Genomic DNA, 16,173 nt, shown 5'->3' on the forward strand with positions numbered 1-16,173 from the left:
GGCAGCGAGCTGGACTAGCCCCGCTGCCGATTCACGTCGTGTTATTCGGTTTCCAGATCGATATCGATGCCGAGCGAACGGATCTCTTTGATCAGTACGTTGAAGGACTCGGGCATGCCCGGCTCCATACGGTGATCGCCATCCACGATGTTCTTGTACATCTTGGTACGGCCGTTCACGTCGTCCGACTTCACGGTCAGCATTTCCTGCAGGGTGTAGGCGGCGCCATAGGCTTCCAGTGCCCAGACCTCCATCTCCCCGAAACGCTGACCACCGAACTGCGCCTTACCACCCAGCGGCTGCTGGGTAACCAGGCTGTAGGAACCAGTGGAACGGGCGTGCATCTTGTCGTCCACCAGGTGGTTCAGTTTGAGCATGTACATGTAGCCGACGGTGGTCGGACGCTCGAACTGGTTACCGGTACGACCGTCGAACAGACGCATCTGGCCACTCTCAGGCAGATCAGCCAGCTTCAGCATGGCCTTGATCTCGGTTTCCTTGGCGCCGTCGAACACGGCAGTTGCCATCGGTACACCACCCTTGAGGTTATTCGCCAGCTCGAGGATCTCGGTATCGGAGAACTCGTCGAGGTTTTCCTGACGGCCACCGATCTCGTTGTAGATCTCAGCAAGGAACTTGCGCAGTTCGGCGATCTTGCGCTGCTCTTCGAGCATGCGGTTGATCTTCTCGCCCAGGCCCTTGGCCGCGAGGCCCAGGTGGGTTTCGAGAATCTGACCGACGTTCATACGCGACGGAACGCCCAGCGGGTTCAACACGATGTCGACCGGAGTACCGTTGGCGTCGTGCGGCATGTCTTCGACCGGCATGATCACCGAAACGACACCCTTGTTACCGTGACGACCGGCCATCTTGTCACCCGGCTGGATGCGACGGCGGATGGCCAGGTAGACCTTGACGATCTTCAGTACGCCCGGAGCCAGGTCATCGCCCTGCTGCAGCTTGCGCTTCTTGTCTTCGAACTTGTCGTCGAGCAGCTGACGGCGGTCGGAGATGTAGGCCTGGGCCTTCTCCAACTGCTCGTTCAGGGCGTCGTCGGCCATGCGCAGTTTGAACCACTGGCCACGCTCGAGACCGTCGAGGAACTCGTCGGTGATCGCGGTGCCTTTCTTCAGGCCAGCGCCGCCTTCGGCGATCGCGCCGACCAGAGCGGAACGCAGACGCTCGAAGGTCGCACCTTCGACGATGCGGAACTCTTCGTTCAGATCCTTGCGGATCTCGTCCAGTTGCATCTTCTCGATCGACAGGGCACGGCTATCGCGCTCGACGCCATCACGGGTGAAGACCTGCACGTCGATGACGGTGCCCTTGGTGCCGGTCGGCACACGCAGGGAAGTGTCCTTAACGTCGGACGCCTTCTCACCGAAGATCGCACGCAGCAGCTTCTCTTCCGGGGTCAGCTGGGTCTCGCCTTTCGGAGTGACCTTACCGACCAGGATGTCGCCCGGGCCGACTTCGGCGCCGACGTAGACGATACCGGCTTCGTCCAGCTTGTTCAGAGCAGCTTCGCCAACGTTCGGGATGTCGGAGGAGATTTCCTCTGGGCCGAGCTTGGTGTCACGCGCCACACAGGTCAGTTCCTGAATGTGGATGGTGGTGAAGCGGTCTTCCTGAACCACACGCTCGGACAGGCAGATGGAGTCTTCGAAGTTGAAGCCGTTCCACGGCATGAACGCAACGCGCATGTTCTGACCCAGCGCCAGTTCACCCATATCGGTGGACGGGCCGTCAGCCATGATGTCGCTGCGCGCAACCTTGTCACCCTTGCGCACCAGCGGACGCTGGTTGATGCAGGTGTTCTGGTTGGAGCGGGTGTATTTGGTCAGGTTGTAGATGTCGACACCGGCTTCGCCAGTTTCGACTTCGTCATCATTGACGCGAACCACGATACGGCTGGCGTCGACGGAGTCGATCACACCACCACGACGAGCCACGACGCAGACACCGGAGTCACGGGCGACGTTGCGCTCCATGCCGGTACCCACCAGCGGCTTGTCGGCACGCAGAGTCGGTACAGCCTGACGCTGCATGTTCGACCCCATCAGTGCACGGTTGGCGTCGTCGTGCTCGAGGAACGGAATCAGCGAGGCGGCAACCGAGACTACCTGCTTCGGCGAAACGTCCATCAGGGTGACGTCTTCCGGCGCCTTGACGGTGAATTCGTTGAGGTGACGCACGGCAACCAGTTCGTCGATCAGCTGACCTTTGTCGTTCAGGGTCGCGGACGCCTGAGCGATCACGTGGTCGGCTTCTTCGATGGCGGACAGGAACACGATCTCGTCGGTGACCTGACCTTCCTTGACCACACGGTACGGGCTTTCCAGGAAGCCGTACTGGTTGGTGCGGGCATAGGCCGCCAGCGAGTTGATCAGACCGATGTTCGGGCCTTCTGGCGTTTCGATCGGGCACACACGGCCGTAGTGAGTCGGGTGTACGTCGCGGACTTCGAAGCCGGCGCGCTCACGGGTCAGACCGCCTGGGCCGAGTGCGGAAACACGGCGCTTGTGGGTGATCTCGGAGAGCGGGTTGTTCTGGTCCATGAACTGCGAAAGCTGGCTGGAACCGAAGAACTCCTTCACCGCCGCCGCAACCGGCTTGGCGTTGATCAGGTCTTGCGGCATCAGGCCTTCGCTTTCAGCCATCGACAGACGCTCTTTGACCGCACGCTCGACGCGCACCAGACCTACACGGAACTGGTTCTCGGCCATCTCGCCAACGCAACGTACGCGACGGTTACCCAGGTGGTCGATGTCGTCGACGATGCCTTTACCGTTACGGATGTCGACCAGGGTCTTCAGTACGGCAACGATGTCTTCCTTGCTCAGCACGCCCGAACCTTCGATCTCGGTGCGACCGATACGGCGGTTGAACTTCATGCGGCCCACGGCGGACAGGTCGTAGCGCTCGGCACTGAAGAACAGGTTGTTGAACAGGGTCTCGGCAGCGTCCTTGGTTGGAGGCTCGCCAGGACGCATCATGCGGTAGATCTCGACCAGCGCTTCCAACTGATTGGTGGTGCTGTCGATCTTCAGCGTGTCGCTGATGAACGGACCACAATCGATGTCGTTGGTGTACAGGGTCTCGAAACGAACGACCTGAGCCTTGGCCATCTTGACCAGCAGGTCGGCGGTCAGCTCGGTGTTGCACTCGGCGATGATTTCGCCGGTAGCCGGGTGCACGATCGCCTTGGCAGTGGTGCGGCCAATGACGTAGTCGAGCGGAACTTCCAGCTCTTTGATACCAGCCTTGTCCAGCTGATTGATGTGACGGGCAGTGATACGACGCCCCTGTTCGACGATGACCTTGCCGCTGCCATCCTTGATGTCGAGCACGGCGACTTCACCGCGCAGACGCTGCGGAACCAGCTCCAGGTTCAGGCTCTCGCCCTTCACGTGGAAGACGTTGGTGTCATAGAAGGCATCCAGCACTTCTTCAGTGCTATAACCCAACGCGCGCAGCAGGACGGAAGCCGGCAGTTTGCGGCGACGGTCGATACGCACGAATACCGCGTCCTTCGGATCGAACTCGAAGTCCAACCAGGAACCGCGGTAAGGAATGATGCGAGCGGAGTACAGCAGCTTGCCCGAGCTGTGAGTCTTGCCACGGTCGTGGTCGAAGAACACGCCTGGCGAACGGTGCAGCTGGGACACGATGACGCGCTCGGTACCGTTGATGACGAAGGTACCGTTCTCGGTCATGAGCGGAATTTCGCCCATGTACACTTCTTGCTCTTTGATGTCCTTGATCGCTTTGTTCGACGACTCTTTGTCGAAAATGATCAGGCGCACTTTCACGCGCAGCGGCACGGCGAAGGTCACGCCACGCAGGACGCACTCCTTGACGTCGAACGCCGGCTCGCCCAGGCGATAGCCGACATACTCCAGGGCGGCGTTGCCGGAGTAGCTGATGATCGGGAATACCGACTTGAAGGCCGCGTGCAGGCCGATGTCGCGGAACTGTTCCTTGCTCACCCCTTGCTGCAGGAATTCGCGGTACGAATCCAGCTGGATGGCCAGGAGGTAAGGCACATCCATGACATCCGGCAACTTGCTAAAGTCCTTGCGGATACGTTTTTTCTCAGTGTATGAGTAAGCCATCAGCGTTCCCCAGCTTGGTCACCTGCTTGTTTGGCCAGCGCCGGCGGCGATGACCAGAAAATCGTGCAAACCCTCGGTTTGCGACCGTCTCGACGGACGGGTTTTTCCTGCTCCAGGTCGGCTGACGAACAGCCAACCTAGAACGGAAAAAGGCCGGTGGCATAAGCCACCAGCCATCAGCCTTACGCGAATCGCTCGGGCTGTAGACGCAAGGTACGAACTTACTTGAGCTCGACCTTGGCGCCAGCTTCTTCCAGTGCCTTCTTGGCAGCTTCGGCTTCTTCTTTCGAAACGCCTTCTTTGACCACGCCCGGGGCGCCGTCAACAACAGCCTTGGCTTCTTTCAGACCCAGACCGGTCAGCTCGCGAACGGCTTTGATCACGTTCACTTTCTTGTCGCCAGCTTCAGCCAGGACGATGGTGAACTCGGTCTGCTCTTCAGCAGCGGCAGCGGCAACAGCTGGGCCAGCGGCAACAGCAGCAGCAGCGGTAACGCCGAAGGTTTCTTCCATCGCTTTGATCAGCTCAACGATTTCCACAACGGATTTCTGGCCGATCGCTTCGATGATTTGCTCGTTAGTCAGAGACATGACTATCAATTCCTGTATTAGGGTGACGGCCTACGCGACCATCAAATTAAACGTTTGATTTCGAAAGTGCTCACGCCGCCTTAGGCAGCAGCAGCTTCTTTCTGGTCGCGAATAGCTGCCAGGGTGCGGGCGAGCTTGCTGGTGGCGCCTTGAATAACGCTCATCAGCTGCGCGATGCCCTCATCACGGGTCGGCAGAGTTGCCAGTACGTCGATCTGGTTTGCTGCGAGGAACTTGCCCTCGAACGCAGCTGCCTTGATCTCGAACTTGTCCTGACCCTTGGCGAATTCCTTGAAGATACGAGCAGCAGCGCCCGGATGTTCGTTGGAGAACGCGATCAGGGTCGGGCCTTTGAACACGTCGTTGAGCACGTCGAACTGAGTGCCTTCAACAGCGCGCTTGAGCAGGGTGTTGCGCACGACTTTCACGTACACACCAGCCGCTCGGGCCTCTTTACGGAGTCCGGTCATTGCGCCGACAGTCACGCCACGGGCATCAGCCACGACAGCGGACAGACCGGCTTTGGCAGCCTCGTTGACTTCAGCGACGATGGCCTTCTTGTCTTCGAGTTTAATTGCCACGGGTTTACTCCTGGTTTTTACCGTTTCGCCGGGCCGAAGCTCGGCGGCGTTTTGGTGTCTGATTCGGTAACGAATCGGGAGCACCATCTGCGTAGGCCATCAGTCGAACCTGACATTTAAAACGCTAGTCACCTACGGTCTTGGATAGCCCCCGCCAGGCAGGGACCCCAATCTTTCATGGCTGGCGGCGCAGGCCACCAGCCGAACTTCATTACGCTTCGAGCGAAGCCTGATCGATGATCAGACCAGGACCCATGGTGGTGCTCAGGGTCACGCGCTTGACGTAGATACCTTTCGAAGTCGACGGCTTCAGACGCTTCAGGTCGGACAGCAGGGCTTCCACGTTCTGCTTCAGCGCAGCGGCTTCGAAGCCGACCTTGCCAACGGAGGTGTGGATGATGCCGTTCTTGTCGGTACGGAAACGTACCTGACCAGCCTTGGCGTTCTTGACAGCGGTGGCGACGTCCGGAGTAACGGTACCGACTTTCGGGTTCGGCATCAGGCCGCGCGGGCCGAGAACCTGACCCAGCTGACCGACGACACGCATGGCATCCGGGGAAGCGATGACCACGTCATAGTTCAGGTCGCCAGCCTTCATTTCGGCAGCCAGATCGTCCATGCCGACTTTGTCTGCACCGGCAGCCAGGGCAGCTTCAGCGCCCGGGCCTTGAGTGAACACGGCAACGCGAACGCTTTTACCGGTGCCATTCGGCAGAACGGTAGCGCCACGAACGACCTGGTCGGATTTACGCGGATCGACGCCCAAGTTCACAGCGATGTCGAAAGACTCGGTGAACTTGACAGCGGACAGCTCAGCCAGCAGGCCGGCAGCTTCTTCGAAGGAGTAAGCCTTACCGGCTTCAACCTTGGCCGCGATGGCCTTTTGGCGCTTGGTCAACTTAGCCATTACACACCCTCCACGTTCAGGCCCATGCTACGCGCGGAGCCGGCGATGGTACGCACGGCCGCATCCAGGTCAGCGGCAGTCAGATCAGCCTGTTTGGTCTTGGCGATCTCTTCCAGCTGAGCACGGGTAACGGTGCCAACTTTGACGGTGTTCGGACGAGCGGAACCGCTGGTCAGGCCTGCGGCCTTCTTCAGCAGTACCGATGCCGGGGTGCTCTTGGTTTCAAAGGTGAAGCTACGGTCGCTGTAAACGGTGATAATCACAGGAGTCGGCAGACCAGGTTCCATGCCCTGAGTCTTGGCGTTGAACGCCTTGCAGAATTCCATGATGTTAACACCGTGCTGACCCAGTGCAGGACCAACGGGCGGCGACGGGTTTGCCTGACCGGCTTTAACCTGAAGCTTGATATAAGCCTGAATTTTCTTAGCCATTAGCTACTCCAATTTCGGGTTCGAACGCCTGACGGCTCCCCGGGTTACTTACGCATTTATCCCAGTGACGACAAAACCCCGCAGCCTGCGGCTGCGGGGTCAGGGATGCTTATGTCAGTTATGCCTTCTCGACCTGACTGAACTCCAGCTCGACCGGGGTTGAGCGACCGAAGATGGTCACAGCAACCTGGATACGGCTCTTCTCGTAATTCACTTCTTCGACCACACCACCGAAATCGGCGAACGGGCCATCAACAACACGAACCATTTCGCCCGGCTCGAACAGCGTCTTCGGCTTGGGCTTGTCGCCGCTATCGGCGACACGACGCAGGATGGCTTCGGCTTCTTTCTCAGTGATTGGCGCCGGCTTGTCTGCCGTACCACCAATGAAGCCCATGACCCGCGGCGTATCCTTGATCAAGTGCCAAGTTGCCTCGTTCATCTCCATCTGCACCAGGACGTAACCGGGGAAGAACTTGCGCTCACTCTTGCGCTTCTGACCATTGCGCATCTCGACCACTTCTTCAGTAGGAACGAGAATCTCGCCAAAGTCATCTTCCATACCAGCCAGCTTGACGCGCTCGATCAGCGAGCGCATGACATGCTTCTCGTAACCCGAGTATGCATGCACGACGTACCAACGCTTAGCCACGAGACACCCTTAACCAACAATCAGGGAAACAAGCAAACCGAGCAGGGAATCAAGACCCCACAACAGCAGCGCCATCACCAGAACCACAGCGACCACGATCAACGTAGTCTGAGTAGTTTCCTGGCGGGTCGGCCAAACAACCTTACGAATCTCGACGCGCGCCTCTTTCAGCAGCACCGCGAAAGCCTGACCACGCGCCGTCTGCAGGGCAACCACACCTGCAACAGCAGCCAATACGACCAGACCGAGAACGCGATAAAGAATCGACTCAGCGGAGAAGTACTGATTACCGACCACACCCACCACAACCAGGGCAGCGACAATCAGCCACTTAACCAGATCAAAGCGAGAGTCTTTGGCTTCAGCCTTAACATTCATTCGAGAGGATCCTGTGAAAGACACGCCAGATTCGTTAGAAAATGGCAGGTCAGGAGGGAATCGAACCCCCAACCTGCGGTTTTGGAGACCGCCGCTCTGCCAATTGAGCTACTGACCTAAAGCAAAATCAGGCCGACCATTATGCCGGCCTGAGAGGAACAGATCAACCGATTACTCGACGATCTTGGCAACCACGCCAGCACCAACGGTACGACCACCTTCGCGAATTGCGAAGCGCAGGCCGTCTTCCATGGCGATCGGCTTGATCAGGGTGACAACCATTTTGATGTTGTCGCCCGGCATTACCATCTCAACGCCTTCCGGCAGTTCGCACGAACCGGTCACGTCAGTGGTACGGAAGTAGAACTGAGGACGGTAGCCTTTGAAGAACGGGGTGTGACGACCACCTTCTTCTTTGGACAGAACGTACACTTCAGCTTCGAACTTGGTGTGCGGCTTGATGGTGCCCGGCTTGGCCAGAACCTGACCACGCTCGACTTCATCACGCTTGGTGCCGCGCAGCAGCACGCCGCAGTTCTCACCAGCACGACCTTCGTCCAGCAGCTTGCGGAACATCTCAACGCCGGTGCAGGTGGTTTTGGTGGTCGGACGCAGACCAACGATTTCGATTTCTTCCTGGATCCTGACGATACCGCGCTCTACACGACCGGTAACTACAGTACCGCGACCGGAGATCGAGAACACGTCTTCGATCGGCATCAGGAACGGACGGTCGATAGCACGAACCGGCTCAGGAATGTAGCTGTCCAGAGTCTCAACCAGCTTCTTGACGGCAGTGGTGCCCAGCTCGTTGTCGTCTTCACCGTTCAGAGCCATCAGCGCGGAGCCGATGATGATCGGAGTGTCGTCACCCGGGAAATCGTAGGTGCTCAGCAGGTCGCGAACTTCCATCTCGACCAGCTCCAGCAGCTCAGCGTCGTCAACCATGTCAGCCTTGTTCAGGAAGACAACGATGTACGGAACGCCTACCTGACGGGACAGCAGGATGTGCTCACGGGTTTGCGGCATCGGGCCGTCGGCAGCCGAGCAGACCAGGATCGCGCCGTCCATCTGGGCAGCACCGGTGATCATGTTCTTCACGTAGTCGGCGTGACCCGGGCAGTCAACGTGCGCGTAGTGACGAATATTGGAATCGTACTCTACGTGTGCAGTGTTGATGGTGATACCACGAGCCTTCTCTTCCGGAGCGCTATCGATCTTGTCGAAGTCGACCTTGGCCGAACCGAAAACTTCGGAGCAGACGCGGGTCAGAGCAGCGGTCAGAGTGGTTTTACCGTGGTCAACGTGACCGATGGTGCCTACGTTGACGTGCGGTTTGTTACGTTCGAATTTCTCTTTAGCCATCTTGACCGTCTCCTAACGAAGAATTGAGCAAGCCATGCCGCCATTAAAACAAAGGCAGATACTTTCATATCTGCCTTCATTAGATGGAGCTCATGAGCGGATTTGAACCGCTGACCTCACCCTTACCAAGGGTGTGCTCTACCAACTGAGCTACATGAGCCAAACTCTTTTGCACAAACAACAAACTGGAGCGGGTAGCGGGAATCGAACCCGCATCATCAGCTTGGAAGGCTGAGGTTCTACCACTGAACTATACCCGCGGAGCTTGCAGCTCACGCCGAATCTGGTGGAGGGGGAAGGATTCGAACCTTCGAAGTCGATGACGTCAGATTTACAGTCTGATCCCTTTGGCCGCTCGGGAACCCCTCCAAAGTGAGGCGGCATTTTCTAGATCTGCCACCCTGCTGTCAAGCATTTTCTCATTTAAAATCGTGAGGTTAGCTACTTTGACAACATCTTTGCAGGGAACAAACTTTGACCACCCTGCGAAGCGGGCGCCATTCTATGCAAACTACTAAGGCAATGCAACGCCTTCACAAGGCATTAATTGATGCTGCAGCCCGGCGAAATCACCCGCCAGTTTTCCGAGCAGATATTCATCAGCCAATCGCCTGCTTTCCGGCGACACACGTACCCAGAAACTGCGATGTGCGCGTGACAGCTCACGCATCTGCGGCTCATAACCGACCTCTCGCAGACGTTGCATGACACTCCCTGCCGAATCGCTCCGCGGGAAAATACCAAGCGAAATACCGTTGGCCAGCTCTCCCTGAGTAATGATGTAGCTGTCGATACGTCGAGCTTGCAACTCACGCAACTGCCGCAACGAGGCTTGCCGGGATGCGAGCGGCGGAAGATAAACCCAGTACTCGACTCCCGCCGCCGCATCAATACTGCGCACATCGGCCCGTATATCCAGGCTCAGCAGGCGCTGCTCTACTACCTCTGCCTGCGTCTGCCCATCGAAGCTCCCAAGGAAAAGACACACAGCAGCCTCAGGAGCAGAACTCTCGACAGGAACGGACGAGGGCGCACGCACACGCGGCGACTCAGCCTCGCTCAACAAACGGATATCCTTTCGCGCAGCCTGGTAAGCGGTCGCCGGCTCGACCTCCTTGGCACGCAGAGGAGCTTGCTGCTGATGCCATACGTAATAAAAGGCATTCAGCAATATGAGCAGTAGCAGGATCCAACGCATGCTCACCTCACCCTAACGGACAGGCAATTGCCAGCCCAACAAAGACCAGATCCGGAACGACCTGAGCACCAGGAGCAACATCCCGTACCAGATCGGCATCGCCCCCAGTCAAGAACACCTCGAATCCATCAGCAAAGCGTGCGCGCGCCTGAAGCAGCTGCTGCTCGACGAAGCCTCTGAGCATCAATACGCAGCCACGCTCTACAGCCTCCGCAGTGGAGCGCCCTGGCTCAAGCTCCTGCAGAGCAGCCAACGCAACCTGGCGGTCGTAGCGAATACGCCGAGTATGCGTACTCAACTGGTCGCGCATCAGCGGAAGCCCCGGGCAAATAAAGCCACCAAGATGAGCACCATCAGCGGAAACGAAGTCAGCTGTCACTGCCGTTCCCAGATCCACCACCAAGCAAGCCCGCTGCCCCAGATGATAAGCACCCAGCACCGCCAGCCAACGATCCAAACCCAGGCGCTGAAAGTCATCGTAACCATTACGAACCGCACCGACCTGACTGGCCGACTGAGCAGAGACCGCCTCCACCCCCAAAGACCCGCGCAAACGATCTATCAGTTGCTCGGTTTCCACATCGCTACGCACGCTTACCAATCGACAGTGAGTAATCGACAGCGCAGGAGAAGCGGCAAGCGCCTCGAACAGGCGAGAGTCGGAGTCGACGACGCCCGATAGCGCACGCTCACGACCATCGCTGGAAATAACGCGCCACTTGATAAAGCTATTCCCGCAATCGAGCTCAAGAATCATTGCGCAACCTCAAGCTCAACTCACCACCACTGAAAGAGCGCTCACAACCATCGACCTCAAGGCGAATAGCCCCTCGCTGATCCACACCAAGTACGACACCCAAGGTCGCGCCCTGCCCCGCCGTCAATGCAACGGGTTTTCCACGCCAAACGTGCAGCGCTTCCCACTCTTCGCGCACCCCTGCAAAGCCATCCCGCCAATGAGTGGCGAAATAGGTACGCAGTTGACGCAATAGCTCGCCAGCCAACTGATTACGATCCATAGGCTTACCCAAGCACTGGCGTACAGACGTCCATGGCTGATCGATCACAGCCGAGGCATCGACCAGCATGTTCACATTGATACCCACGCCGACCACGACATGGCAGACATCCGCCGGATCACCAGCGAGCTCCAGCAAGATTCCGGATATCTTGTGACCATCGACCAGAACGTCATTCGGCCACTTCAAACCCGCCGCCGAGAGACCACAAGCCTGTAACGCACGAGCTACAGCCAAACCGACAGTAAGGCTTAGCGCCTCGACCTGGCTCATGCCGCCATCGACACGCACTACGACACTGCAATAAAGGTTCTCTGCAAATGGACTCGACCATGCGCGTCCCCGCCGCCCCCGCCCTGCCGTTTGACGCTCGGCGAGCAGAACAAAAGGCGCACGAACGCCAGCATCGAGACGTCGAAATATCTCAGCATTGGTAGAGTCGAGACTTGATTCGACAAATACAGGCCAATCCACCAGACCCGAGTTAAGCCGAATCTGCTCGGCATCCAGCAGCGTCATAGGCGCCGCAAGCCGATAGCCACGCCCTGGAACCTTGAACACCTCGATCCCGAGCTCGCTCTCCAGACCTTGTAGCTGCTTCCAGACGGCACTACGACTAACTCCCAGCACAGCCCCAAGGGCTTCGCCAGAATGGAATCGACCGTCCTGCAGAAGTTTCAACAATGCCAGCATGCCAGGCCCCGCTTAGAACAAGGCTGGCATGATAACGACGAGCCCACTACTTGCATAGAAAACACAAGTTTCGGATTAGTCATTCACTCAGGCGCTCCTCGGCCACCCCATCGCAGGCGAATACCGCGGCGACTAACCCTGTTCTGAAAAACACAAAAGGCCACCGTCAGGTGGCCTTTTCGTTACGGTACGGTCCCGTAGGGTGCGCCACGCGCACCGACCTGTCGGCGTCCTTGGCGGTGCACGCAGCACACGCCCCACGCACTCGTTGTTTTCTTTGCCGCAAAGAAGAAACCCCAGACCGCTAGGCGATCTGGGGTTTCGTATGGGAGTTTGAGGATGATCCGGCCGGCGCTCCGGCGGCCGGCACTCCGGGACTCTCACCGCCACATCATTGTTTTCTTGACGCAAAAGTGAACGCCCTGATCAGTTACCTGATCAGGGCGTTCGTATAGGAGCTTGACGATGACCTACTCTCACATGGTGAAGCACCACACTACCATCGGCGATGCGTCGTTTCACTACTGAGTTCGGGATGGGATCAGGTGGTTCCAACGCTCTATGGTCGTCAAGCAATTTGTTGCTGTCTCGGGGTTAGCCGCTACAGCGAATTGGGTATGTGATTCGTAATTTGTAGTTCTTGCAAACTTTCGGCTTTCTGTCGACTTCACCATCGACACCCTCTGCTTTGAGGGCAGATTGTTTGGGTGTTATATGGTCAAGCCTCACGGGCAATTAGTATTGGTTAGCTCAACGCCTCACAGCGCTTACACACCCAACCTATCAACGTCGTAGTCTTCGACGGCCCTTTAGGGAGCTCAAGGCTCCAGTGAGATCTCATCTTGAGGCAAGTTTCCCGCTTAGATGCTTTCAGCGGTTATCTTTTCCGAACATAGCTACCCGGCAATGCCACTGGCGTGACAACCGGAACACCAGAGGTTCGTCCAACCCGGTCCTCTCGTACTAAGGTCAGCCCCTCTCAAATCTCAAACGTCCACGGCAGATAGGGACCGAACTGTCTCACGACGTTCTAAACCCAGCTCGCGTACCACTTTAAATGGCGAACAGCCATACCCTTGGGACCGGCTTCAGCCCCAGGATGTGATGAGCCGACATCGAGGTGCCAAACACCGCCGTCGATATGAACTCTTGGGCGGTATCAGCCTGTTATCCCCGGAGTACCTTTTATCCGTTGAGCGATGGCCCTTCCATACAGAACCACCGGATCACTAAGACCTACTTTCGTACCTGCTCGACGTGTCTGTCTCGCAGTCAAGCGCGCTTTTGCCTTTATACTCTACGACCGATTTCCGACCGGTCTGAGCGCACCTTCGTACTCCTCCGTTACTCTTTGGGAGGAGACCGCCCCAGTCAAACTACCCACCATACACTGTCCTCGATCCGGATAACGGACCAGAGTTAGAACCTCAAGGTTGCCAGGGTGGTATTTCAAGGATGGCTCCATGAGAACTGGCGTCCCCACTTCAAAGCCTCCCACCTATCCTACACAAGCAAGCTCAAAGTCCAGTGCAAAGCTATAGTAAAGGTTCACGGGGTCTTTCCGTCTAGCCGCGGATACACTGCATCTTCACAGCGATTTCAATTTCACTGAGTCTCGGGTGGAGACAGCGCCGCCATCGTTACGCCATTCGTGCAGGTCGGAACTTACCCGACAAGGAATTTCGCTACCTTAGGACCGTTATAGTTACGGCCGCCGTTTACCGGGGCTTCGATCAAGAGCTTCGCTTGCGCTAACCCCATCAATTAACCTTCCGGCACCGGGCAGGCGTCACACCCTATACGTCCACTTTCGTGTTTGCAGAGTGCTGTGTTTTTAATAAACAGTCGCAGCGGCCTGGTATCTTCGACCGGCATGGGCTTACGTAGTAAATACTTCACCCTCACCGGCGCACCTTCTCCCGAAGTTACGGTGCCATTTTGCCTAGTTCCTTCACCCGAGTTCTCTCAAGCGCCTTGGTATTCTCTACCTAACCACCTGTGTCGGTTTGGGGTACGGTTCCTAGTTACCTGAAGCTTAGAAGCTTTTCCTGGAAGCATGGCATCAACCACTTCGCATTCTAAAAGAACGCTCGTCATCAGCTCTCGGCCTTGATCTCCCGGATTTACCTAAGAAATCAGCCTACCACCTTAAACACGGACAACCAACGCCGTGCTGGCCTAGCCTTCTCCGTCCCTCCATCGCAGTAACTAGAAGTACGGGAATATTAACCCGTTTCCCATCGACTACGCATTTCTGCCTCGCCTTAGGGGCCGACTAACCCTGCGTCGATTAACGTTGCGCAGGAAACCTTGGTCTTTCGGCGTGCGAGTTTTTCACTCGCATTGTCGTTACTCATGTCAGCATTCGCACTTCTGATACCTCCAGCAAGCTTCTCAACTCACCTTCACAGGCTTACAGAACGCTCCTCTACCGCTCATCCAAAGGATGAACCCGTAGCTTCGGTGTATGGTTTGAGCCCCGTTACATCTTCCGCGCAGGCCGACTCGACTAGTGAGCTATTACGCTTTCTTTAAAGGGTGGCTGCTTCTAAGCCAACCTCCTAGCTGTCTAAGCCTTCCCACATCGTTTCCCACTTAACCATAACTTTGGGACCTTAGCTGACGGTCTGGGTTGTTTCCCTTTTCACGACGGACGTTAGCACCCGCCGTGTGTCTCCCGTGCTGACACTTGCTGGTATTCGGAGTTTGCATCGGTTTGGTAAGTCGGGATGACCCCCTAGCCGAAACAGTGCTCTACCCCCAGCAGTGATACACGAGGCGCTACCTAAATAGCTTTCGAGGAGAACCAGCTATCTCCGAGCTTGATTAGCCTTTCACTCCGATCCACAGGTCATCCGCTAACTTTTCAACGGTAGTCGGTTCGGTCCTCCAGTCAGTGTTACCTAACCTTCAACCTGCCCATGGATAGATCGCCCGGTTTCGGGTCTATACCCAGCGACTAAAGCGCCCTATTAAGACTCGCTTTCGCTACGCCTCCCCTATTCGGTTAAGCTCGCCACTGAATATAAGTCGCTGACCCATTATACAAAAGGTACGCAGTCACCCAACAAAGTAGGCTCCCACTGCTTGTACGCATACGGTTTCAGGTTCTATTTCACTCCCCTCTCCGGGGTTCTTTTCGCCTTTCCCTCACGGTACTGGTTCACTATCGGTCAGTCAGTAGTATTTAGCCTTGGAGGATGGTCCCCCCATGTTCAGACAAAGTTTCTCGTGCTCCGTCCTACTCGATTTCATTGATAAGAGATTTTCGTGTACGGGGCTATCACCCACTACGGCGGAACTTTCCAGAACCTTCCACTAATCTCAAATCAACTTAAGGGCTAGTCCCCGTTCGCTCGCCACTACTTAGGGAATCTCGGTTGATTTCTATTCCTCAGGGTACTTAGATGTTTCAGTTCCCCTGGTTCGCCTCTTGCACCTATGGATTCAGTACAAGATAACCAGCTTATGCTGGCTGGGTTCCCCCATTCAGAGATCTCCGGGTCATAACGGTTGTTTGCCACCTAACCGGAGCTTATCGCAGGCTACCACGTCTTTCATCGCCTCTGACTGCCAAGGCATCCACCGTATGCGCTTCTTCACTTGACCATATAACCCCAAGCAATCTGGTTACTGTCTCAATCGTGAAGACGACATTCGCCGAAAATTTGCGTCTTGAGAACTACAAATTTTACCTTGACCAGATCAATTGCCAGTGAAAGCAATTAATCAGTCACTTCTATCACATACCCAAATTTTTAAAGAACGATGTTTCGACTGGTCAAAAGACCAGAAATCAACACTCTTCTGCCTCAGCAGGAATGCTCATTTCTGAACTCTTTCACTACGATCAAACTGTAAGTGGTGGAGCCAAGCGGGATCGAACCGCTGACCTCCTGCGTGCAAGGCAGGCGCTCTCCCAGCTGAGCTATGGCCCCGTAAGCATCTGCACCTGAATTGGTAGGTCTGGGCAGATTTGAACTGCCGACCTCACCCTTATCAGGGGTGCGCTCTAACCAACTGAGCTACAGACCTATAACAGGGTCGCGTTACAGCATCGTCTTCTACAATGAATCAAGCAATTCGTGTGGGAGCTTATGAGAAAGCTGAAGTCTTCGATTAAGGAGGTGATCCAGCCGCAGGTTCCCCTACGGCTACCTTGTTACGACTTCACCCCAGTCATGAATCACTCCGTGGTAACCGTCCCCCCGAAGGTTAGACTAGCTACTTCTGGAGCAACCCAC

Annotated in this window: 11 protein-coding genes, 6 tRNA genes and 3 rRNA genes (1 of these 20 only partly in view); all 20 read right to left on the bottom strand. The window is 56.5% G+C overall.

The window, feature by feature from the left end; genetic code table 11:
* Window positions 1-41: 41 nt before the first annotated feature.
* A complete protein-coding gene (gene rpoB / locus HS968_RS22200; RefSeq protein WP_179622714.1) occupies window positions 42-4,115 on the bottom strand; it encodes a DNA-directed RNA polymerase subunit beta in 4,074 nt (1,357 codons plus the stop codon).
* 221 nt (window positions 4,116-4,336) lie between these two features.
* A complete protein-coding gene (gene rplL, locus HS968_RS22205; protein ID WP_106738637.1) occupies window positions 4,337-4,705 on the bottom strand; it encodes a 50S ribosomal protein L7/L12 in 369 nt (122 codons plus the stop codon).
* 80 nt (window positions 4,706-4,785) lie between these two features.
* On the bottom strand, window positions 4,786-5,286 hold the full coding sequence (gene rplJ / locus HS968_RS22210; RefSeq protein WP_106738636.1) for a 50S ribosomal protein L10: 501 nt from the start codon (window positions 5,284-5,286) through the stop codon (window positions 4,786-4,788).
* A 211-nt stretch (window positions 5,287-5,497) separates the two neighbouring features.
* The gene (gene rplA / locus HS968_RS22215; RefSeq protein ID WP_106738635.1) at window positions 5,498-6,193 is read right to left on the bottom strand and encodes a 50S ribosomal protein L1; all 696 of its coding nucleotides are present in this window, start codon (window positions 6,191-6,193) and stop codon (window positions 5,498-5,500) included.
* The gene (gene rplK / locus HS968_RS22220; RefSeq protein ID WP_004373444.1) at window positions 6,193-6,624 is read right to left on the bottom strand and encodes a 50S ribosomal protein L11; all 432 of its coding nucleotides are present in this window, start codon (window positions 6,622-6,624) and stop codon (window positions 6,193-6,195) included. Before rplK ends, rplA begins: the two co-directional genes overlap by 1 nt.
* A gap of 118 nt (window positions 6,625-6,742) precedes the next feature.
* The gene (gene nusG / locus HS968_RS22225) at window positions 6,743-7,276 is read right to left on the bottom strand and encodes a transcription termination/antitermination protein NusG (protein ID WP_004373446.1); all 534 of its coding nucleotides are present in this window, start codon (window positions 7,274-7,276) and stop codon (window positions 6,743-6,745) included.
* Window positions 7,277-7,285: 9 nt separating this feature from the next.
* Entirely contained in the window at window positions 7,286-7,654 is a 369-nt protein-coding gene (gene secE, locus HS968_RS22230) for a preprotein translocase subunit SecE (protein WP_106738634.1), read from the bottom strand.
* Between the two features lie 42 nt (window positions 7,655-7,696).
* A tRNA-Trp gene (locus tag HS968_RS22235) sits at window positions 7,697-7,772 on the bottom strand.
* A 53-nt stretch (window positions 7,773-7,825) separates the two neighbouring features.
* On the bottom strand, window positions 7,826-9,019 hold the full coding sequence (gene tuf, locus HS968_RS22240; protein WP_182368693.1) for an elongation factor Tu: 1,194 nt from the start codon (window positions 9,017-9,019) through the stop codon (window positions 7,826-7,828).
* Between the two features lie 84 nt (window positions 9,020-9,103).
* Window positions 9,104-9,179, bottom strand: a tRNA-Thr gene (locus HS968_RS22245).
* Window positions 9,180-9,205: 26 nt separating this feature from the next.
* Window positions 9,206-9,279, bottom strand: a tRNA-Gly gene (locus HS968_RS22250).
* Window positions 9,280-9,303: 24 nt separating this feature from the next.
* Window positions 9,304-9,388 (bottom strand) — tRNA-Tyr (locus HS968_RS22255).
* Between the two features lie 145 nt (window positions 9,389-9,533).
* Window positions 9,534-10,217, bottom strand: a complete 684-nt coding sequence (locus HS968_RS22260; protein ID WP_182368695.1) for an SPOR domain-containing protein — start codon at window positions 10,215-10,217, stop codon at window positions 9,534-9,536.
* Between the two features lie 7 nt (window positions 10,218-10,224).
* Window positions 10,225-10,974 carry a pantothenate kinase gene (locus HS968_RS22265; RefSeq protein ID WP_179622717.1) on the bottom strand — a complete coding sequence of 250 codons (750 nt, stop codon included), beginning with the start codon at window positions 10,972-10,974 and terminating at the stop codon, window positions 10,225-10,227.
* Window positions 10,964-11,929, bottom strand: a complete 966-nt coding sequence (birA, locus tag HS968_RS22270; RefSeq protein ID WP_179622718.1) for a bifunctional biotin--[acetyl-CoA-carboxylase] ligase/biotin operon repressor BirA — start codon at window positions 11,927-11,929, stop codon at window positions 10,964-10,966. Before birA ends, HS968_RS22265 begins: the two co-directional genes overlap by 11 nt.
* Window positions 11,930-12,386: 457 nt before the next feature.
* Window positions 12,387-12,502 (bottom strand): 5S ribosomal RNA (gene rrf, locus HS968_RS22275).
* Window positions 12,503-12,643: 141 nt separating this feature from the next.
* Window positions 12,644-15,538, bottom strand: a 23S ribosomal RNA gene (locus HS968_RS22280).
* Between the two features lie 253 nt (window positions 15,539-15,791).
* Window positions 15,792-15,867, bottom strand: a tRNA-Ala gene (locus HS968_RS22285).
* 20 nt (window positions 15,868-15,887) lie between these two features.
* Window positions 15,888-15,964 (bottom strand) — tRNA-Ile (locus HS968_RS22290).
* Between the two features lie 85 nt (window positions 15,965-16,049).
* Window positions 16,050-16,173 (bottom strand): 16S ribosomal RNA (locus tag HS968_RS22295) (it continues 1,413 nt past the right edge of the window).
* Together the 16S, 23S and 5S rRNA genes with 2 tRNA genes alongside form the textbook arrangement of a ribosomal RNA operon.

The sequence above is a fragment of the Pseudomonas berkeleyensis genome, assembly GCF_014109765.1.
GTDB lineage: Bacteria > Pseudomonadota > Gammaproteobacteria > Pseudomonadales > Pseudomonadaceae > Aquipseudomonas > Aquipseudomonas berkeleyensis.